18 protein-coding genes are annotated in these 20,661 nt (G+C 42.1%); 9 read left to right on the top strand and 9 right to left on the bottom strand.

The window, feature by feature from the left end:
* Positions 1-15: 15 nt before the first annotated feature.
* Positions 16-1,308: an alpha/beta fold hydrolase gene (locus L8S15_RS08545; RefSeq protein WP_102386660.1), complete on the top strand. Its 1,293-nt coding sequence runs from the start codon at positions 16-18 to the stop codon at positions 1,306-1,308.
* Positions 1,309-1,492: 184 nt separating this feature from the next.
* Here L8S15_RS08545 and L8S15_RS08540 read toward each other — a convergent pair whose 3' ends face one another.
* The 7 genes from L8S15_RS08540 to L8S15_RS08510 form a co-directional block, all read right to left on the bottom strand.
* Complete coding sequence (locus L8S15_RS08540) at positions 1,493-1,675, bottom strand: hypothetical protein (protein WP_004730424.1); 183 nt, start codon at positions 1,673-1,675, stop codon at positions 1,493-1,495.
* A gap of 207 nt (positions 1,676-1,882) precedes the next feature.
* Entirely contained in the window at positions 1,883-2,110 is a 228-nt protein-coding gene (locus L8S15_RS08535) for a PAS factor family protein (RefSeq protein ID WP_004730426.1), read from the bottom strand.
* A gap of 261 nt (positions 2,111-2,371) precedes the next feature.
* Positions 2,372-4,528: a c-type cytochrome gene (locus L8S15_RS08530; RefSeq protein ID WP_016785157.1), complete on the bottom strand. Its 2,157-nt coding sequence runs from the start codon at positions 4,526-4,528 to the stop codon at positions 2,372-2,374.
* The gene (locus tag L8S15_RS08525; RefSeq protein ID WP_010429193.1) at positions 4,525-5,139 is read right to left on the bottom strand and encodes a cbb3-type cytochrome c oxidase subunit II; all 615 of its coding nucleotides are present in this window, start codon (positions 5,137-5,139) and stop codon (positions 4,525-4,527) included. Before L8S15_RS08525 ends, L8S15_RS08530 begins: the two co-directional genes overlap by 4 nt.
* Complete coding sequence (gene ccoN / locus L8S15_RS08520) at positions 5,140-6,564, bottom strand: cytochrome-c oxidase, cbb3-type subunit I (RefSeq protein ID WP_016788203.1); 1,425 nt, start codon at positions 6,562-6,564, stop codon at positions 5,140-5,142.
* A gap of 65 nt (positions 6,565-6,629) precedes the next feature.
* Positions 6,630-7,040, bottom strand: coding sequence for a cytochrome c (locus L8S15_RS08515; RefSeq protein ID WP_010429197.1), 411 nt, complete (start codon positions 7,038-7,040; stop codon positions 6,630-6,632).
* A 478-nt stretch (positions 7,041-7,518) separates the two neighbouring features.
* Complete coding sequence (locus L8S15_RS08510; protein ID WP_016788204.1) at positions 7,519-8,772, bottom strand: GGDEF domain-containing protein; 1,254 nt, start codon at positions 8,770-8,772, stop codon at positions 7,519-7,521.
* A gap of 579 nt (positions 8,773-9,351) precedes the next feature.
* On the opposite strand from L8S15_RS08510, the gene L8S15_RS08505 reads away from it, so the two are divergent.
* The 3 genes from L8S15_RS08505 to L8S15_RS08495 all read left to right on the top strand — a co-directional run bounded on the left by L8S15_RS08505 (position 9,352) and on the right by L8S15_RS08495 (position 12,864).
* Positions 9,352-10,890: a bifunctional GNAT family N-acetyltransferase/carbon-nitrogen hydrolase family protein gene (locus L8S15_RS08505; protein WP_010429203.1), complete on the top strand. Its 1,539-nt coding sequence runs from the start codon at positions 9,352-9,354 to the stop codon at positions 10,888-10,890.
* A gap of 482 nt (positions 10,891-11,372) precedes the next feature.
* Positions 11,373-11,828: a hypothetical protein gene (locus L8S15_RS08500; protein ID WP_010429206.1), complete on the top strand. Its 456-nt coding sequence runs from the start codon at positions 11,373-11,375 to the stop codon at positions 11,826-11,828.
* 10 nt (positions 11,829-11,838) lie between these two features.
* The gene (locus L8S15_RS08495) at positions 11,839-12,864 is read left to right on the top strand and encodes a diguanylate cyclase (protein WP_010429209.1); all 1,026 of its coding nucleotides are present in this window, start codon (positions 11,839-11,841) and stop codon (positions 12,862-12,864) included.
* A 390-nt stretch (positions 12,865-13,254) separates the two neighbouring features.
* Here the strand turns inward: L8S15_RS08495 and L8S15_RS08490 are convergent, their stop codons facing one another.
* Complete coding sequence (locus L8S15_RS08490) at positions 13,255-15,687, bottom strand: bifunctional diguanylate cyclase/phosphodiesterase (protein ID WP_280572606.1); 2,433 nt, start codon at positions 15,685-15,687, stop codon at positions 13,255-13,257.
* A 3-nt stretch (positions 15,688-15,690) separates the two neighbouring features.
* Positions 15,691-16,722 (bottom strand): extracellular solute-binding protein, encoded by a 1,032-nt coding sequence (locus tag L8S15_RS08485; protein WP_016766789.1) that lies wholly within the window; start codon positions 16,720-16,722, stop codon positions 15,691-15,693.
* Between the two features lie 646 nt (positions 16,723-17,368).
* On the opposite strand from L8S15_RS08485, the gene L8S15_RS08480 reads away from it, so the two are divergent.
* The 5 genes from L8S15_RS08480 (at position 17,369) to L8S15_RS08460 (ending at position 20,644) form a co-directional block, all read left to right on the top strand.
* On the top strand, positions 17,369-18,169 hold the full coding sequence (locus tag L8S15_RS08480; protein WP_016766790.1) for a PhzF family phenazine biosynthesis protein: 801 nt from the start codon (positions 17,369-17,371) through the stop codon (positions 18,167-18,169).
* Positions 18,170-18,289: 120 nt separating this feature from the next.
* Positions 18,290-18,793: a YgjV family protein gene (locus tag L8S15_RS08475; RefSeq protein WP_010429221.1), complete on the top strand. Its 504-nt coding sequence runs from the start codon at positions 18,290-18,292 to the stop codon at positions 18,791-18,793.
* Between the two features lie 90 nt (positions 18,794-18,883).
* The gene (locus tag L8S15_RS08470) at positions 18,884-19,198 is read left to right on the top strand and encodes a cupin domain-containing protein (RefSeq protein WP_010429225.1); all 315 of its coding nucleotides are present in this window, start codon (positions 18,884-18,886) and stop codon (positions 19,196-19,198) included.
* 91 nt (positions 19,199-19,289) lie between these two features.
* Positions 19,290-19,754, top strand: a complete 465-nt coding sequence (locus L8S15_RS08465; protein WP_280572601.1) for a GNAT family N-acetyltransferase — start codon at positions 19,290-19,292, stop codon at positions 19,752-19,754.
* A 593-nt stretch (positions 19,755-20,347) separates the two neighbouring features.
* Positions 20,348-20,644 carry a hypothetical protein gene (locus tag L8S15_RS08460; protein WP_280572684.1) on the top strand — a complete coding sequence of 99 codons (297 nt, stop codon included), beginning with the start codon at positions 20,348-20,350 and terminating at the stop codon, positions 20,642-20,644.
* The last annotated feature ends 17 nt before the right edge of the window (positions 20,645-20,661 follow it).

Here is a 20,661-nt window from a genome sequence, read left to right as displayed (position 1 = left end):
AAAAAGGAATGAAGCGTGCAAGCTAACTTTATTGATGGAACCACCCTGTATCGTCAGCACTCATTTGAGTTGCCACTCGACTATCAAGCAAAAGATGGACAACAGATCCAAGTCTTCGCACGTGAGCTGGTTGATCTCGCTAAAGATGCGCAAGAGCTGCCGTGGCTGATCTACTTTCAGGGCGGCCCAGGCTTTCCTTCTCCACGTGTTAGCGGGCAATCGGGTTGGTTAAAGCGTGCATTGCAAAACTACCGTGTTCTGCTTCTAGACCAACGTGGTACTGGCAACAGCACGGTTATCAGCCATGAAACTTTGGCGCATTTGTCTCCAGAGCAACAAGTTGAGTACTTAACGCATTTCAGAGCCGACAATATCGTTCGTGACGCTGAAGCGATTCGTGAACAGTTTGGTATTAAACAATGGTCGACAATTGGTCAAAGCTTTGGTGGCTTCTGTACACTGAGCTATTTGTCGCTGTTCCCACAGAGCTTGCAGCGTTGTTATGTGACGGGCGGCATTCCTTCTATTGAACGCGAAGCTGACGATGTTTATCGTGCGACTTACAAGCGTGTAGAAGACAAAAACAGAGCCTTTTTTGCTCAGTTCCCACAAGCTCAAGCTATGTGTCGTGAAATCTCTGATTACTTGCTTAGCAATGATGTGAGGCTGCCAAACGGTCAGGTGTTTACCGTTGAACAGTTCCAGTTGATCGGTATTAATCTAGGTGGCGGCGAAGCAAACCTTCCTATGTACTTCACACTGGAGAGTGCGTTTGTTGAAGTGAACGGAAATAAGCAGCTGAGCTACAGCTTCTTAAATCAAATGCAGCAAGAGCAGGGCTACCTGACGAATCCAATCTACGCGATTTTGCATGAATCTATTTACTGCCAAGGTGCAGCGTCTAACTGGTCTGCACACCGAGTACGCGAGCAGTACCCACACTTTAACTACCAATCAGGTGGTGAGTTCTGGTTTACCGGAGAAATGGTGTACCCATGGATGTTCGACCAACTAGAAACGCTGAAACCATTACGTGAAGCGGCAAACATGTTGGCCGAGAAGTCGGACTGGGGCACTTTGTACAACGCAGAGCAGCTGAGTAAGAATACCGTTCCAATGGCATGCGCAGTTTACGCTGACGACATGTACGTGGAGCTGGATTACAGCCGTGAAACGCTTGCCAACATTCCAAACTCGAAAGCGTGGATTACCAACGAGTATGAGCACAATGGTTTGAGAGTGGATGGTGAACGAATTGTCGATAAGCTAATGATGATGGTTGAAGCATTAGAAAATTTGCCAAAATAATCAAATTATTAGCGTAGATTATCTACGTTAGAAGCTATCTAAGTTAGAAGCTATCTATGTTAGAAGCTCTTACGTTAGAGACAATATACGTCAAAAACAAGAAAACGCTGCATCCGTGCAGCGTTTTTTTTATGTCATCGAACTATTCGATTTAAGGAACTAGGAGGGGTAGCCCTTGAAGCCATTAAGGTTGGATGACGATATCTTGATTTTCAGTGGTCGATAAGCTGGCGCGGTTCTGTTCGATAAGTTGAGCTGCATAAGAAGGAGTCACAGCTTGAATTTCGCCTTTTGAACGTATCGTCAATGCTTCCCACGCATGATCACGATATTTGCCTGTTTGTGTATATTCAATAAGTACTCTCATGATTCTTCTATCCGGTGTGTGGTTAACGTGCTACTAACATTAGCGACTTTGTTTTGGTTGCACACCTGTTAATTATGAAACATAAGATTAACTAAATGAGGTGAAGTGCCGCTTGAAAATAAGACTAACTTACACATATAACAAACGATGAACATAAAAAAACGCTGCACAATGGCAGCGTTAAAGTTGAGATATGTTGGAGATTGCTTAGCTGTTTTCTAAGCCAACAATCTTGCGTGCAGACATCACCGCACTATCCAAGTCTGTCAATCTACCAGCACTCGCTGGACCAAGAACTGATGAATACAAAGCCAACTGTTTCTCAAATGATAAATCTAATTGGTTATATAGATTTTGGCGGATTTGAGCGTGTTGCTGTGGCTTTGCGCTCGACAGGCCTTCCAACGTATCGTAAATGAGTGTAGTTGTGTCCATATCTGTCCTTAGTACATCTTTATAAAATTTTGTATATTATGCACTTGGTATCATCTTTGTTCTGCGAGATTGATCGCATTATGTGCAGCTCTGCTCAACTGTGTAACCAGATGGTTGCGATTGTGTTGTCTTTAAACGGTTTCGTTGTGACGGTCACATAGAAGAAAGGAGGCTCGCTCGCCTCCTTTCGATTTGGTAAACAGTGATAAAAATCACATTTGTCGCGTTGCTTTTGGGGCTAATCGACTAAGTACACAGCTTCTATTTTATGTTGATCGTATTGTCTCTACGGTCATACATATCTGGGGTGGTATGCAAGCCGCCCGCATAACCTGCTGCTTCTAGTGTTTCTCTTACCTCTCGAACATGCTCAGCCGTGACGGGATCGTTTCTATCCCCAAGGTTAGAGCGTACAAAGGTAATTAACTCAGCCAAACGTTGATCCGACAACACATCTTCAAAACTTGCCATTGGCATGAAGTTTCGGTCTTTGTCGAGATAGGTGGGTTGTAAACCTCTCACCGTCACGGCAATGGTATTGAATGGGTCGCTGTGCATGATAATGCCGTTATTCAACAGAGTAGGGGCGATAGGGGCGCGACCTTTACCATCGTCACCATGACACGCTCCGCAGGTTTGACGATACGTGGTGTAGATTTCACTGCCATACGCGGCTTCATCAAACCCTTTAGGCTGTAACTGAACTGCGCCACTGGCAATGGTGTTGTTGATGTCACCACTGAGTAGGTAATAGGACATCGACTCGATATCTTCACGCGTCATCAAACTCAGGCTGTTTTTCACTACGTCAGCCATCCCTGCAAAAGCGGTGCCTTTGTCAGAGTGACCTGTGTGTAGGAAATCGGTGAGTGTTGCTTCATCCCAACCATCGATATAAAGCTCATTGGCTGTGATATCTGGCGCATTCCAACCGTCAATCAAGTTACCTTGGAAAATACGTTCAGGTATCAGAGCTTGAGCAATGTTTCGTGGTGTGTGGCACTCAGAGCAGTGGCCAAGACCAGTGACCCAATATTTCCCTTGTTGCCATTTATCAACGTTGTCTACTTTGTCTTTTAACTCTTCAGGTACTTGATAATCAACGGGATCGGTATCCATGAACACAATGTTCCAACCAAGCAAACCTAAGCGAATGTTCGATGGAAACATCATGCTGTTGTCATCATTACGTCGTGGTACGGCGGTGATTGACTGCATGTATTCCCACAAATCCACCATATCTTGGTCGGTCAGATATTGATATGAGGTGTAAGGCATAGCAGGGTATAGATAGCCCTCCTTACCCTTGCCAGCGACTAACGCGGCTCGAAAGTCTTCAAAGTTGTATGTTCCAATCCCTTCTGTTGTGTGTGGGGTAATGTTGGTTGAGTACACAGTACCAAAAGGGGTAACGAATGGTAGGCCGCCAGCAAAAGGTTCGCCACCTTCCGCACTATGACAAGCCACACAGTCACCGGCGTACGCTAGGTATTCGCCGCGCTCAACAGATGAAGCTTTCAAACTCGCGAGCCTTTGTTGTTCCACCTCACCAGCGTGACGAATATAAGCCCCAAGAGCGAGTATTTCATTTTCGGTAAGCTGCTTATCAAACGCTGGCATTACGTTGTTCAAACCGTGATTTATGGTGTGCTGAATTTCTTCAATGCTTCCGCCGTGTAGCCAGATATCGTCAGAAAGATCCGGTACACCTATTAACGGGTTTGCAACTGAACCATCGGCGTGACAAGACGAGCAGTATTTCGTGAATAAGGTTTTACCGAGTTCGACTTTAATCTCGGGCACATCAGTATGACGTTGGTTGAGAGACGCTAGATAGTACGACATCTTAGCCACTTCATCAGGACGTACTATTTCGCTCCAACCTGGCATTGCACCGTTGCGACCTTTGACGATGGAATGAATAATGGCTTCGTCGCTGCCGCCATATAACCATTCTTGATCTATTAGGTTAGGGAAATGCTTTTGCCCTTGAGCATTATCTCGATGGCAGGCTGCACAATGAGTTTGGAACAAGATCTGACCACTGTTAACGATCTCTGGTACTGCAGATAATCCTTCTAAAGTGGTTTCACTGGTTTGAGAGAATTGTTCATTCAGGCTGGTGGTCGGCGAGCTTAGCTTATCGTCGCTTTGTTTCCAATCGACTAACCCTTCCCATTCGCCAAGACCAGGGTAAAGTACCAAATAACCCGCAGACAATAGAAATGCCACTGCATAACTGACAAACAGTAATTTGGGTGGAGGTGCATCTTTCTCTTCTATGCCATCAAAGGTACCAAGGGTGTGGTCGTGATCGGCTTTGTGATTGCTACGCCAATATTTAACAACAACGGACACCATAAGAGCGAAAAAAATTAAGGTTAAAATTACCGCCCATAGATTCCAAAATGTGCTCATTGTGATACCTCCTGTGACGTATCTTTACCAAGGCTTTGTAAGTAGCGAATCAAAGCTTCACCTTTGGTTTTGCCTCTTACTTGCAATCGGGCGTCACCAATTTCTTGATCGGTATAAGGCACACCTAAGGTACGTAACACTTCCATTTTGGCGCTAATATCGTCGCCAGTGAGAGTCTGCTCAAACAACCATGGGTAAGACGGCATGATAGATGTCGGTACAACTTGTCGAGGGTTGATTAGGTGAATAACATGCCATTGGTCAGAATACTTTCTGCCTAAGTTGGTTAAGTCGGGACCCGTACGTTTGGAACCCCACAAGTTAGGAAACTCATAGATATCGTCTGCTTCTTTATTCGGACGACCATTACGTTTCACTTCTGGTTCTAGAGGGCGAACCATCTGAGTGTGACATACATGACAGCCTTCACTGATATAGATGTCTCGTCCTACTAATTCGATAGGTGTCAGCGGCATCGCTAAGCTGTCTTTCGCAATATCGTCTCCACGGACAATGCTTGGCACTACCCAGACCAGTAAAGAGAAAGAGGCGACAATAACGGTAGTCAAAATTAAAATGATAATTGAATGTGTAAAGTCTTTACTCATCATTTAAGCTCCCTCATTAACGGCATGTTTAGCGTCATGCATGACTGGCATACGAACCGTTTTAAACAAATTAAATGCCATAAGGAATAAACCCAGAACAAACAATGCACCACCAAAGAATCGTAAGAACAACCAAGGTGCTTTGAAGTCCATAGCTTCAACAAAGCTATAAATCAGCTCTCCATTTTCATTTTGAGCGAGCCACATATAGCCCTCACCGATACCCGCGACCCAAAGCGCTATGGCATAGATGGCGACACCTGCATGAGCGAGCCAGAAGTGCCATTTAATCAGTTGTCGTGACCAAAGACCGGTTTGGCCCCATAAGCGTGGGATGAAGTAGTAAAAAACCGCAATCCCTGACATTCCAACCCATCCAAGTGCAGCAGAATGTACGTGACCGATGATCCATTCGGTGTTGTGTGCCACCATGTTGAACCAGCGAATGGCAAGTAGAGGACCTTCGAACGTCGCCAAACAGTAGTAAAGAATTGCTGAGAAAAAGAATAATAGAATGTAGTCGGACTTCAACTTTTCTTTGTTTTGCAGCAGGGTCATTGCGCTATTGAAAGCACCGGCCCAAGAAGGGAGCCACAGGATCAATGACATCACGATGCCGATGTTCTGAATCCAGATGGGAACGGACGAGTAAACTAGATGGTGCGTTCCGGCCCACGTATAAAAGCCGACCAAGCCCCAGAAATGGATCACAGACAAACGGTACGAGTAGATAGGGCGTTCTGCGGCCTTGGGGATGAAGTAGTAATTCATTCCAATCACACCGGCTGTTAGCAAGAAACCGACGGCGTTATGTCCCCACCACCATTGAACTATTGCATCTTGAGCTCCTGCAAACACAGAGTAGGACTTCATGGCCGAGACTGGCATCGCGAGATTGTTCACGATGAAGATCATTGCGACAACAATAATGAAAGCGGCGAAGAACCAGTTAGCCACGAAGATATGACTCACTTTACGCTTAGCAAGGGTGCCAAAGAACAGTACCGCATAGAGCACCCAAACCAACACAATCAATAAATCGATTGGCCATTCAAGCTCCGCATATTCTTTTGAACTGGTGTGGCCGGCAGGCAAGGAAATCACAGCGAGTAACAAAATGAATTGCCAGCCCCAAAATACCATCCATGACAGGCTTTTATTGAACAGATCGCAATGACCAGTTCGCTGGGCAATATAAAGTGATGTCCCCATTAGAATGTTGACCACAAACCCATAGATTACACCTGAGGTATGAAGAGGGCGAAGACGACCAAATTGAAAATATTGAGAGTCGAAATTTAACACTGGCCAATACAGTTGCGCGGCGAGAATTACGCCGATGATCATGCCTACAATAGCCCAGACTAAGGAGGCGATAATAAAGCATTTCACTACCTTGATACTGTATTGCGTTGTCACGTTTTCCATAACAAGGCTCCTTGCCTAAAATTTTAAATCGTCTATTTATTATTTTATTGCCGGTCTGCATATCTCTATTTAGAAGCTTGGCTTGCTTGAGAGTCGTTGCTTTGCTGGAAGCCATTATCCATCTGTGCTTCGTGACCCAATTGAGAATAAAAATAGGAAATGTCACGGATGTCCTGATCGGAAAGCGTGTCAGCTTGTTGCTGCATCAATATCGCCAGGCCGCTCGTTCTTTCTCTCGTTTGGTAATCTTTCAAAGAAGAAATGAGATATCCCACCTTTTGTCCACGAAGGTTAGGGTAGGGATCTTGTGTTGAAATACCATCAGCACCATGACAGGTCATACATACCTTGGCTTTTTTCTTACCTAATTCGAACTGCTCATCATCGATTCCTGCATAAACTGGGTACGTTACGAGCATCATTAAAACGGTGGAAAGTGCGGCTATGGAGTTAAACTTATGTTTATTCAAACTCATTACTGATTCCCTTGATTCTAAAGTTAACAAGCGTTTCGTGATTATAGAACGGTGATATTTGGCTACGACTACCTGACCTAAAGCGATTAAAAAATCGTAAAAAACGAATTACGTTCGATTAAAGGTTATGCAGCGTTGCACATTCTCGCTACTTGTTGAGCCATATTTATTAGTAATTTCGTATCTTAATACGTACTTACCTAGTCGATTGGTTTACTTATCGAGCTTAAAAAGTAGAGTTTTAATCGCCATCGTTATGAAATGATACCTATCTTAATGGTAGCAATTCAGTCAATGAGCTTTAAATTCGGAGGAGGAGCGAAGAGGGATAGATAACTTGTAAATCAGGGTGAGATCGTGAGTGTTTCTTAGACAAAATTACGGTCGATTTGACGAGCACATTTAGCTATGACCATATGCTTCCTTTTTAGGAGGGGGAATCATGCACATTAACCACTTGAAAGAACACCGACCAACGTTAAGGTGCCGTTAAACTAGATACAGCGATGGTGTTCTTACCCGTGTTTTTAGCTTTATAGAGTGCCTCATCTGCATGGGAAAGTAATTGGTTTGAAAGGTCTTTGTGAAAGTGGTGAGTCGTATCAACACCTGTTAGGCCAAAGGAGCAAGTCGCGTGAAATTGATAAGGCGGTAGTCCAAAAGTGTATCTGGATACTTGTTCTTTGATTGATTTTAGTCTTTGTACTACTTGTTCTTCCTCCTGCCCCGAAAACAGTATAACGAATTCATCCCCACCGAACCGGGCAAAGCAATCCTCAGAGCCAATAAAACGTTGAGTTATAGTCGACACTGTCTTTAAAAGCTCATCACCACTCGAATGTCCATATTGGTCGTTAACGGACTTGAAGTCGTCAATATCGAACATACATAAATGAAGTCGAGGCGCTCTATTAGCCGAAAAGGCTTCAAGGGCATCAGAATACCGAACTTCAAAGTAACTGCGTGAAAACGCCTTCGTCAAATAGTCATACATCAAATGGCTATTTAACTGATTTCTTTCCTGATACAGCTCGTCGATATGAAGTACTAAAATCCATGCAATGCAAAAAGTGACGAGGAAAGATCCAATCCATGTCAGTGGTGGAAGGTCGATAACCTGAATTCCGGTTAGGGCATCCAAAACCCCGGTTACTGCCCAAAAGATGGTTGTAAGTAAAAGCAGTAGCACTATGCCAACACGTTGATTTATCTTGCACTGATGTTGGTAAATTCGAGCCAGAATGAGAACGCAATATCCTAATAATAATATTGCCCCAGCTCCCCATAATTGAAAGAGTGGTCCAAAAGACAGCCCGGTATAGTAAGTGGACGTCGGGTAAAGCTCTTTAGCTAAGAAGTACTCGTTAGGAAATAAAGCGATCACTGCGAACAGAGTACAAATGGTGTAACAGCGCTTTAAGTAAACAGGAGCGTCATACTCAAAGAATGAAACGTAGAAATGTAAACCCAATACAACAGTGAACATTGCAGTAATAACCGTCACACGATTAGCAATATCAAGATAATCGAGGTTATCGCTACTGTTAATGAGAATAAAAAAGGCGGCCAGAAACACGCCGCTAACGAAAGCGAATAAAGAAAAAATTAGATAGTACTGTATTTTTTCTTCATGGCGAGAATGTAAATGGTGGTAAAGCACGTTAAAGAACAGACCCGCTATGAGGCTGATACTAGAAGCAACGATCAGGGGAACCGAGTACAGTGATACCATTATTTTCCTGTAAGATTGACAGCGATGTTTGAGAGGTAATAAGAATCGTTATCTGGCTAATCATGGCCTCGTCGTGGAGACGTTTATTTATTACGTGAATAGATGCGATCTATATAATGGAAATTATCAACTATTTCTTTTAAAAACAAGTTTCCAGTGCTTCATTAGAGTTAAAATCACTACCAACAAAAACCTAGAACTAGGTTAGCTATCGAATGGTGTAGAGTTCATTGTTGCAAAGCTCGCGGTTACAGACAAATAGTGTTTAACATCAAGTGAGTGGATACCGCTTACTCAAGCCGAGTGTAGTTCGCTTTACCTCATTCAGCGATAATGATGCCTAATTGGGCCTGTGACAGTTTACCGCTCATACGACATGTTGTTGCCCATCATAAAACCGATCAATGATACTAAGTCGGCTTGATATGACAGTTTCTAAACCCCAGCAAATTATCAGTTAAAGGGGGAGACGACTTCCCTCGGCTTGTCACCCCTAACGGCTGCCTTTGGGTGTATGTATGGCTCAAAATATGGCATCCTCAAGCCTATCATTTAAAAAGGACACACGGAGCGTCGGATATGGATACCAACTCGCATCAACTCTCTTTACGCACTATTGAGCCATCGGATTACACCGAATTGGCGGCATTAATGAATCTCGTGTTCCCCGATGTGGGAGGTGCATGGCCCCGCTTGACTATCTTGGATCTAATCCATCAGTTTCCTGATGGTCAAATTTGTATTGAAGATAACGGCAAGATCATCGGCGCGGCTTTGACGATAAAAGTGAACTACAACCGCTTCTCACTGCCTCACCTTTACACGGACATCATCACGGAAAATAACGTGATTCAGAATCAAGTGACAGGCGATGCCATGTATGGCTTGGATGTTTTTGTACACCCTGATTATAGAGGCCTCCGTTTAGGTCGCCGTTTGTATAATGCCCGCAAAGAACTGTGCCGGAGCAAAAACTTCAAAGCGATATTGGCAGGGGGGCGCATCCCTCTTTACCATGAGCATGCAGATGACCTGAGTGTTGCGGAATACATCGACAAGGTAAAACGTCGCGAACTGCATGATCCTATTTTGTCGTTTCAGTTGGCCAACGACTTCGATGTCAAACGAATCATGCGCGGTTACCTGCCTGAAGACGATGCGTCTAAAGGGTATGCAACGCTTCTGGAGTGGGACAACTTTTTTTATGAGGAAGACATTCAATCGGTGCACGATGTCGAGAAAAACCTGATCCGTATTGGCGTAGTGCAATGGCAAATGCGTGCCATGAACGATTTAGAAGATCTGCTCGATCAAGCGGAGTTCTTTATTTCCTCTCTGGCCAACTATCAAGCTGACTTTGCACTTTTCCCTGAGTTTTTTAACGCGCCGTTGATGGGGCTAAAAAAGGAACAAAACTCTGTTGAGGCGATCCGTTTTCTTGCTAGTTTCACTGAAGAGATTAAATCACGCTTTTCCCAATTGGCCGTTACTTACAACATCAATATCATCGCAGGTAGCATGCCGATTATTGAAGAGGATGGGAAACTGTATAACGTCGCTTACCTATTGCAGCGTGACGGGAGCATTAACGCTCAGTACAAAATACACATCACGCCTCATGAGCAAAAGGATTGGGTGATTGATGGGGGCGACAAGGTACAAGTATTTGATACGGACGCAGGTAAAGTGGGAATACTCATTTGTTACGACAGTGAGTTTCCGGAGTTGGGTCGAATGATGGCAGAGCAAGGCGCACAAATTGTGTTTGTGCCATTTTGGACCGATACCAAAAATGGCTATCAGCGCGTTCGTATTTGCTCTCAAGCGCGAGCTATTGAGAATGAGTGTTACGTGGCGATTGGTGGCAGTGTGGGCAATCTCCCACGTGTCGATAATGTCGATATTCAATATGCGCAGTCAGCGGTGTTCTCACCCTCAGATATTTATTTCCCGCACGATGCCACGTTGACGGAAGCCAGTGCCAATACCGAAATGATCATTTTTGCGGATGTCGATTTAACCAAGCTTAAGCAGCTCAATATGGAAGGTTCGGTCACCAACTTACGCCACCGTCGACTTGACTTGTACGGAGGCTTTACCAAAAACAACAAGTCTTAATAAGGCGGAGAATGTTGATATTGGGTGTTGCGAGTGACTGAGGGGAGGCTACATTGCGTTGACTGTACTATCGATAATTCACTTGAGTTGTTCATTTCACCTATCGTCTATTTGCTACCTTATTAGAGGGGGTTGTTACGCTTTGAAGTGGTACCGTCAATGTGTAGATTGATGCGCAACATACGGCAATGATGTACGCCGTGATAACCTAGGTATCAATTTATAAACCTATCTAGAGTGTCGCTATTACATTAGATCTAAAGTGCTAAGCCCAGAGCAAAAGCGCTTCATGATGAATATAGCCGCTTTTACTTAGGTGGTAAAAATAGGCATTCATACGGTCTCCCTGACTTATAAATTAGGTGGCAGTGAGGTGATTAAGTCGAAAGCTATATGATTGAAAAATTAGACAATCACTAGTTAAGTTAAATGGTCAATTTGGTCTAGACTCAATTTAGTGACTTTTTAAAATGGAGTTTAAAATGAGAACTGTATTTCTGTTTATAATTTTTCTTTTTTCGTTTTCTAATCTTGCCGCCTCTGAACTCACTGTGTTTGATCACTTAGGGCAAAAGCACAAGTTAAGTACGGAGCAGCTTTTATCTTTGCCTCAAAAAGAAATCGAGACTTCGCTTCCTTGGGTTGATGGACTGTCGGTATACAGCGGAGTGACGTTGCAGACTGTTCTTGAAACGCTAGATAAGCCAATCCCCTCTCAAGTAACATTTGTGGCGTTAAATGACTACAAGATTGCCGTGCCCAAAGAAGATTTCTTGGACTATCAACCAATTATCGCGATCAAGCAAAATGGAAAGCTTATGTCGGTAAGAGATAAAGGCCCTTACTGGTTGGTTTATCCATTATCTTCGAACCCAGAGATCGATAGTACGGATTTCCATGCAAAGATGATTTGGCAGATAAGAGATATTCACCTTTAGAGGAGCGATTATGAAAAAGCTGTTGTCTTTGGCTGTCGTGAAAGTCGTTGTGTTGTCTTTAGCGGTAGCCGTTCTTACTATCAATATCTATAGTGTTACTCGGATAAATGATATCAACAAGAGTTTTTCTAATCGGCAAAATGAAGCTACATGGTTTGTTTTTCAATTAGTAAAGGAATACGCCAACTTTTTGATGATCAGCCAATCTGATAAAATTGATTACGAAAAGTTGTGGCTCGCTTATGATATCACTTGGAGCCGGTTTGATATTTTAATCAACAGTACAGAATCTTCGAATTTCATTAAATCCGCTAACTTTAAGCCATACTTTACGACAGAGTTTGATAAATTTAAGGCGTTGGAGCCATCAATTAAATTAGTGAACGAAGGCATCCTAGCTCAAGAGTCTTTACAAAAAAAGATTGATATTTGTTACCATACATTAGTTGGTTTTATTAACGAAAAATTCCGGTTACAAAGTCCCGTTATCGAAGAAAATACTTTCATGGTCGATAAATTAGTCATGACTCATCAAATAAGTAGTATATTTCTTACCCTGATATTGATGCTTACAGGTATTATTTTCTATGTCGACTTTACCACTAAGCGAAGACTACTCTCGACTGATGTCACCACTGGCTTTCGTAATCGAGCTTCGTTAATGAAGTTTGTTAAAAATAATTACCTAAAGGATAATAATTTCGATCTGTACTTCGTGCGAATCCGAAATCTTAGTGAGATTAATCAAAAATATGGACTCGAATATGGTGATTTAGTTGTTAGCTCGGCAGCTAAGTCTCTGATAGCAAAGATTCCTGAAAATACCATGTCGTTTCGTAGCAGCGGTAGTCAGTTTTTGTTCTTCATTCCAGACCATGAGTGCACGAGTGATGAAATATTGGAGAAATTTAACGATGTGCTCAGTGACTATATAGCGGCAGGTAACTTAGAGTTGATGATTGATGCGGTCGTGAGGCATAAAAAGAACATCAGTTTTCAAGATATGATGGAGCTATTAACTAATATGCAAGGTTAATACTCTTTTATCTGAGCGAATACTGACCTCTATTATTTAACTCATCTTTCTCCCTATCCCTACACTCAATCAAATCGGCGGCTGTCAGTTTGGCAATCGTAACTGTAATTTCCCACGTTTACCTTCTAGCCGAATCATATTTTTTCGTCCTGATTCATCTGTTTATCTGTTCATCTGTTTATCTGTTCATCTGTTTGATGTGAAGTCGCAAAAGTCGATAAAGTTGGTTTGCATAGATCTAATCTAGATAAGGTTAATAGCTAGGGCAGATTAAGACAGATAGGATGATTTGAAAATAGAAAGGGGCAGTAGTCGTTATAGATTAGGACCTTGCTACTTCATAGTGGTCGCCGTAAGCATTCAAAAAACAACAACAGATGAATATCTACGTTATTTTTTCTGAGTTAATGAGACTATTCGTTCACTAGAACTAGATTTGAGATGGCGTTGAGCGTCTAAAATAGCTTGGGGGTCGTGGTCTCTGACAAACTCGATGAATTGCAGGTAGGTTCGCGGTTGACTAAATAGGTAGCCTTGTATCAAATCACAGTTTGCCTCTTTGAGGTATTGATACTGCTCTATTGATTCTACCCCTTCACCGACAACTAACGTGTCACAAGAGTGGCCTAAGTTAACCATTGATTCAACCATTTTACGGCCTGCTTTGTCGTTGACTATATTGTCGATAAAGCTCTTATCAACTTTTAGTTCATCTACTGGGTAATGAAGAAGTTGGTTAAATGCAGTATAACCGGTACCAAAATCATCGAGGGATACTTTTAACCCCAAGCTTCTGAGGCTCTCAATGGTTTGAACGGTAAGTTTGGTGCTTTTTACATAACTGGTTTCTGTGATTTCTATAATTATGTTACCTGGAGTGACCTGATATCGTTCAAGAACTTTACGTATATTATCGGCAAAGTTACGATTATAGAGCTCCATAGCTGAAATGTTGATCGATAAGGTGCCTTGATAATTGTGAACTTCTGCGAGTTCTTTATAGCACTTGATTGCTGTTTTAATTACCCACATGTCAAGTTTGGAGATTAGATTACTCTTTTCCGCGACAGGAATGAACTCGTCGGGCCCAGCGTTAATATCAAACAACGCAGGGCAGCGTATGAGGCATTCAGCACCATCGATGTGAAGTGTTTGAGCGTTGAATATGGGCATAAAGCGAAGTTCGAAATTGTCGCTCTCACAACATTCTAATAGCCTTTTCTCGAGCGTGTCATGTCGCTCTAATGTATGCAGCAACTCTTCACCGTACATGATGCGACTTTCTCCATCACTGTGAGACTTAGCATTGATCAGCATTTCATCAACACATCTATGCCATATCTCTTCGAATTTTGGAGTGTCCACAGGCAAGACAGCTGTAGCGATTGAGAGCCTAAATCCATAATAATCAAGGAATGTAGTTCCAGTCAGGGTGTTATTGATGTTCTCAATTTCTTCGTTTATCGATTTGCGTTCATCCATCTCTAGTATGGCAATAAATTGGTTCCCGCCAAGTCTTGCCAAAGAATAATCACTGCAGCTAAACCCTAAAGAGGACTGTTGGTGTTGCAGCGTTTCTCTCAATGCCTTAGCTAAGCTCACCAATACATTGTCACCGACTTTTGCTCCATATAAGTCGTTGATCTTTCTGAAATCAATAATGTCCCAACAAACCAAATAACAATGTGGGCTCATTGAGCTTTTTAGGCGGACATCTAAGTGGCGAATGAATGAGCGTCGGTTGGCTAATTTAGTGAGTTGGTCGAATTCGGCTTCGAACTTCAATTCCGTCAAGGAGTCAATGTACGCATTCTTCAAACCATCGATTTCGCTTTGCCCAGATGAGCGTTTGAAATATCGCAGCTTTAATCCACCAATAGAGATCTCGTGAAGTAAGTCTTTGAGTGGGCGAACGAGCTGGTAACGTACCACCATATGTATGATTAGCATGATTGCAAAAAGGGTCGTAAAGCAACCAACCAGAGTCTGTCTGACGATGATTGCCTTTTCCTCGTTGAACTTTTGCTCGCGAATATTCACTTGAGCTATAAAGTGTCGGCTTGTCATCTGTACATTGATGCTTTCTTTCGTTTGTTCAATGGACTTAATCACAAACTGTGTATTTTCAATGTTAGCAACGTTTGATGATGGCTCTATTAAGAGCTGCATATTGTCGTCATCATTATACTTAATCAGTAATCTAGAGAGCTGTTTTAAAGAGCCGTCTGCGATTAATATGTATCGATTTAAACTGTTACCCGAACGCTTATCTTGAGGCAGTAAGTACGGGTCAATTGCAGCGACATAAGCATATCTGAGCTCACCACTGACTGATATATAAGAGAAGCCTTTTGGAGATAGCTCTTTTTTGTTGACCAGTGACGTGTATAAATCGAAAACCTTTTCATAAATATTATCAGGAATTTTTAGCCTTTCAAATGGGTCGGCTCTTAACGTCGATAGCGTTAGATTGAACTTGGGATCTACTATATAGACATTACGCTGTCCAAATTGATTGACGTGATTCTGATTGAGGACACGAAGAACCCGTTTCTCTAGTAGAGATAAGGTAGTGTAGTCATCGGGAGTTTGGATGTAACGGAGAAACTGTAATGAAGAACCAATATCTTTAACGAGCAACGACAAACCGAGTTGTTCGTATTCTGCTGCAACTAGAGCCGTATTCACGTCAGATTGAACTTTGTCTAAGTACATACGCTTAGCATGGTGTGATGCAAAATTATATGTCACCACCCCTGCTATTGTAGCGACAAGGAGCAAGGTTGGTATGAGTACTAAATACAACTTTCTTAATATTGGCATTAACTATCTCAAACTGTCGACAATTCGGTTTCGAATTTGAAGGCTACTGGGTTCTAATTGTTGATAAAGGTAACTACGATCTAATACTTCATTACTTGGGAACAGCTCCGGATCATTTTGATATTCTTGAGATGTCAGCTCTTTTGCTTTTGTACTTGGGGTAGCAAACCATGCATCCATCGCATTTTGAGCGGCAATATTGGGTTGAGACAGGAATGATATGGCAGTAACTGACTGAGTAGATAGTTCTCCATTATTAATTGCAGCAATGCATTCTAACCATAAGGTTGTTCCTTCTTGAGGGACAATGTAAGCCCATGTGCTTTCAGGTTCTAAATCGTTGAGTACGTATGTATCGCCTGAATATCCATATGCGAGATTGATGTTGGATAGGCGCTCTGGATGGTTGAGATAATCAAGGATGTACTCGTTACTTTCAAGGTGTGGTTTTTGTTCTTTTAGAGTTTTGTACGCTACTCGCAGTTCTTGTTCATTATTCGTAAAAGGGGCAAATTGATTCATTAGCAAGGCAGCACCAACAAGGTCTGTGGGATCGTAATACATGCTGATTTTGCCGCTGTTTTCTGGTTCCGGGGCAAGCAAGGCTTTCCAAGACTGAGGTTCGGCAACTTTGTCGCTTCGATATAGAATTCCTGATGTTCCCCAAGCATAGGGGATGCCATATTCACCACACCCTTCAACCCATCTTTGATCAAGGTGACCGGCAATGGAATCTTGCAAGTCGCGAAGATTATGGAACAGCTTTTGTTTTGCTAAGGCTTTAAGTTTTACGCTTTCTACAATTACGAGTTCAAACGCACTTCGACGCTCGCTCAACAATACTTCATCTCTTATTGATTCATCAGAGAAGTACTGTTGTTTTAGGGATATATCGTAAGTATCTAGGAGTTGTTCAACAACGCGTTCAGACAGAAATGCATCCCAATTATAGATATAAATATCATGGTGTTGGCCAAAAGCAGAGCCAGTTATAAAGGATGTTGATGCAAGTAATGATATATAAAATATTTTCACCGACGGATTCCTTTCGTACTGTGATTAATTAAATCGTAGCCCAAAATTTGGGACATGTTTCAAATTTAGGTATCTAATTATAATTAAACTCGTTGCACAGTATTAAAATGCTCTGTTAGTCCTTGTTAATTCCATATGACTGATCTGGGTCTGATGTAATGCCTTGAATTAATTAAAGGTTCTTTGTGCCCACTCGTTAGTGAAAAAATTATTTTTGATCTTTTACCTTAAGTGGGGTTTTGGGTCAGATTTAACCTGATGTTATAGATTAATATTCAACATAGTGGGGGTTTATGCAACTATTTATGCAATTTTAATGCATTTAATGACGGCTTGGTTTGTGTTTAGACTAACGGGAAGTTATGTGTTCGGATAAACATCATGGTTTTGGTTCAGGACTTTGCAATTATTTACTCTTGTAGCACGGTGTGTTTGTGCTTATTGTAGGCCGCAATAGCTTAAGTTAAACGAGTATTGCTTTGGTTTGTGGGTAACACTTAAACGTGCGAGTAATACGTCGGTGTAGCATTAATACTCAGGCTAGTGGTTGATATTTAAACTTAGACTTGTGGTTTATGTTTAACGCATTTGAGCGTTGCTTAGCTTTTTCGAACAGTAGAAAACCTACGTCAGCCAAGGAGTTGTTATGGAATTAGAGGTATACCAAGTAGATTCTTTCTCAACCCAGACCTTTAGGGGAAATCCTGCTGGGGTTTGTATTTCTCAAGAGCCTTTGAATGAAGCATTAATGTTTTCAATAGCGGAAGAGATGGCGGTATCAGAAACGGCTTTTCTTGTGCTTAACACTATGACGCTTAAATGGTTCACGCCAGAAGTAGAAGTGAAACTATGTGGACATGGTACCTTGGCAACCGTCCACGTATTGAAAGAGCAAGGGTTAGTGAAAACGGGTGATAAGGTAGTATTTGATACTTTGTCTGGTGAGTTATCTGCCACGGTTCGTGAATCGTCTATCGAGCTGGATTTTCCTAGCACTCATTTATCGCCGAGTCTGGAACCCGATCAAGAATTGCTCGAACACCTTGGCTTGGAGTTCAACCAAGTTGTTTCATTTAGAGAGTTTGATTCAAAGCAGTTAATCGAAGTCGTTGATGAGCGCGTTCTATTGGATTTGTCTCCAAACTTTGACTCCTTGAAACGCATGGATGGTAGAGGTGTTGTGGTAACGGCAGTTCCATCAAATCCTGAACTTGATTTTGTTTCTCGCTACTTTGCGCCATGGGTGGGTGTTAATGAAGACCCCGTCACTGGTTCGGCACATTGTGCATTGACGCAGCACTGGGCAGAAAAGCTCAACAAACGGAGCTTTAACGCTTATCAAGCATCCCGTCGTGGTGGGTCTATGTCGACAGAGTTATTAGCGAACGGAAGAATAAAAATCATTGGTACGGCTACAACAGTGATTTGTGGTGTATTGAAGGTTTAACGTTGATTACTGGCTTAATGTTAGACCAAAGCGGTTGTCTTATATGCTTGAATTAAATAGCGGCTTCGTTCATTTCTGGTTGAACAAAGTCGATGTAGTGTCATTTTTGAAGGAATTACCGTGTCAGCATTTTATCTGTCTCAAGTATTAGTTGCGATTGCCATCTGTTTCGATCTGCTGTCATTCCAGTTTAAGGAAAGGAAGAAAATCGTCACTTGTCTATTTTTTGCAGGAACGCTTATTTCGAGTCACTTCATTTTGTTAGAGCAATGGACCGCCGCGTGTTTGATGATCATTGCCACTACTCGTTATTTAACAAGCGTGTTCTCAACATCTTCCAAGTTTAAGTACCTGTTTTGTTCTATGTCTGTCGTTGCGACAGCCGTTACCTACTCGGGGCTAACGAGTGTTTTAAGTTGTTTTGCTTCTGTGTTTCAAACCTTTGCCGCTTTTAATAAAGACGATCGTCGATTACGTGAATTGATGATCATCGGAACCAGTTTTTGGTTGGTGCATAACTATTTGATTGGTTCTCCTACTGCTGTAGTGATGGAAGCGCTGTTTATATGCAGTAACTTAGTGGGCTATTACCGTTTTTACTTCAAAAAGAGTGTCGCTGCTTAGGTTTCGGCTTTCTACGGTTTATTAAGTTAAAGAACCACAAGATTCAAAGCGCAGCACCAGATTACAGTTAACAAGGATTAGGAGAGTTCGATGTCTAATATTTACGCTGATGTTCCTTCGTCGATGCCCAATGAAATATTCAATGACCTGCTTGCGAACGACAGTGTTCGAATCGAAAGAATATTGTCTCATGGTCACAGTTCCCCAGAAGAGGGTTGGTATGACCAAGATGAAAATGAGTGGGTAATGGTGATCGAAGGTCAAGGTGTGATTGAGTTTGAAGATGGACGCGTTGTGACTTTATCAAAAGGGGATTATATCAACATTGCAGCAAGAGAAAAGCACAAGGTTGTTGGTACGGATAAAGACATGGTGACGATCTGGTTGGCTGTGTTTTATCGTTGAAACTCTTTGTTCTAAAGTCGACTCATTCAGAGAGAACCTAGGGACAATACGTCACCTGTCCAATACGCTAAATACATGAAAGGACTATGTCGTGGTTAGAATCCGAAATTACCAAACCAGTGATGCTAAGGCGTTGTGGGAGATTTACTTTCATACTGTTCGTAACATTAATGTTCGAGATTATTCTCAGCAGCAAGTAGAGGCTTGGGCCCCAAACGGTTTTGATTCTGAGCTTTGGCAAAAGCGCATGAACGAGTTACTACCTTTTGTGGCTGAGCTAGATGGTTGCGTTGTTGGTTATACTGACCTGCAACCCAATGGCTTGATTGATCATTTCTTCTGTCATCATGAATGCCAGGGTAAAGGTGTTGGAAGAGCGCTAATGGAACATGTTCTTGCTGTTGGTCGTGTTCGTGGTGTATCGCGGTATTTCTCTGAAGTAAGTATTACCGCAAGGCCTTTCTATGAACACCTTGGTTTTAAAGTCGTTAATGAGCAGGAAGTTGAAATGCGTGGCGTAAAACTGACGAATTATGTCATGGAGAAAGGCACTTAATAAACTGAGCGATAGTAACTTAAGTTATCACCAGAACAAATTAATACGGATAGATTATTCAGAGTGTCGACGAGTTCAAATTGTGTGCGTTTGAGTTGATCTACTCTAATCCCACAATGATCACTGGGAGCGTGACGAATGATTACTCGACGTAGAACTATAATAGTCGTCCTAATTTCACTTCTGTCTTTTACCGCCGGTATACTGTCATTAAAAGTGGGTGTTACTGGATTATTTCCGCTCTTTATTGTTGTTATCTCGTTCTTTTCTTTTGTCATTAATTTATATCTACTCTTCTTTGGAAAATCAGGAGATGATTCTTTTGATGCCTATCAACAAGCCAATAAAGTTCGCTCTGACACTCTCGTTAAGGGGTTCGATGACGCCAAGACAAATAAATTAGATTGAGTGCTTGGGCTCGTCAAATCGCTAAAGTGATGTAAATCTGGATTTCAACGTCAATTCAAATTTTAAATTTAATTCTAATCTCATGTTTGATACGTCTGTTGATGATGTTATTGACAATAATCTAAAACCCTTTTTTGTAGTTGCAGATAGTATGCAAGCTGATTTATTTGAGCGAAGGAATTGAAGTGGGAATAGAAGCGTTATCGTTTGTAATGGATGCATTAATGACAACATGTTGTATGTATATTGCGTCAAAGATGTCTTTTGTCGTGGCTGACTTTAAATCTCTTCTTGTTATTGCCGTTATCGTTGCTTTGGTATCACTGATTCCGACTGTTGGCTGGGTTTTGGGGGTGATTCTGTTTGTCTTCCTGCTTGGGAAGGCGACGCATGCGAGTATTGGTGACTGCATTTGGGTGGTGGTATTTACAAAAGTAGTGTCTATGGCGGCATTTCTAATATTCGGTCGACTGTTTGTGTAACGAAGACCTAATTTGAT

Source organism: Vibrio sp. S/42/10, assembly GCF_029890535.1.
Taxonomy (GTDB): Bacteria; Pseudomonadota; Gammaproteobacteria; order Enterobacterales; family Vibrionaceae; genus Vibrio; species Vibrio cyclitrophicus.
This window is presented reverse-complemented; position numbering and strand designations above follow the sequence as displayed.

Coding starts and splice junctions, on each gene's coding strand:
- L8S15_RS08510 (WP_016788204.1), bottom strand. CDS start 8,772: ATGGTATCACTGTACTCGGTTCCCCTGATCGTTGCTTCTAGTATCAGC.
- L8S15_RS08470 (WP_010429225.1), top strand. CDS start 18,884: ATGTCTAATATTTACGCTGATGTTCCTTCGTCGATGCCCAATGAAATA.
- L8S15_RS08480 (WP_016766790.1), top strand. CDS start 17,369: ATGGAATTAGAGGTATACCAAGTAGATTCTTTCTCAACCCAGACCTTT.
- L8S15_RS08500 (WP_010429206.1), top strand. CDS start 11,373: ATGAGAACTGTATTTCTGTTTATAATTTTTCTTTTTTCGTTTTCTAAT.
- L8S15_RS08490 (WP_280572606.1), bottom strand. CDS start 15,687: ATGCCAATATTAAGAAAGTTGTATTTAGTACTCATACCAACCTTGCTC.
- ccoN (WP_016788203.1), bottom strand. CDS start 6,564: ATGGAAAACGTGACAACGCAATACAGTATCAAGGTAGTGAAATGCTTT.
- L8S15_RS08540 (WP_004730424.1), bottom strand. CDS start 1,675: ATGAGAGTACTTATTGAATATACACAAACAGGCAAATATCGTGATCAT.
- L8S15_RS08535 (WP_004730426.1), bottom strand. CDS start 2,110: ATGGACACAACTACACTCATTTACGATACGTTGGAAGGCCTGTCGAGC.
- L8S15_RS08515 (WP_010429197.1), bottom strand. CDS start 7,040: ATGAGTTTGAATAAACATAAGTTTAACTCCATAGCCGCACTTTCCACC.
- L8S15_RS08505 (WP_010429203.1), top strand. CDS start 9,352: ATGGATACCAACTCGCATCAACTCTCTTTACGCACTATTGAGCCATCG.
- L8S15_RS08525 (WP_010429193.1), bottom strand. CDS start 5,139: ATGATGAGTAAAGACTTTACACATTCAATTATCATTTTAATTTTGACT.
- L8S15_RS08530 (WP_016785157.1), bottom strand. CDS start 4,528: ATGAGCACATTTTGGAATCTATGGGCGGTAATTTTAACCTTAATTTTT.
- L8S15_RS08495 (WP_010429209.1), top strand. CDS start 11,839: ATGAAAAAGCTGTTGTCTTTGGCTGTCGTGAAAGTCGTTGTGTTGTCT.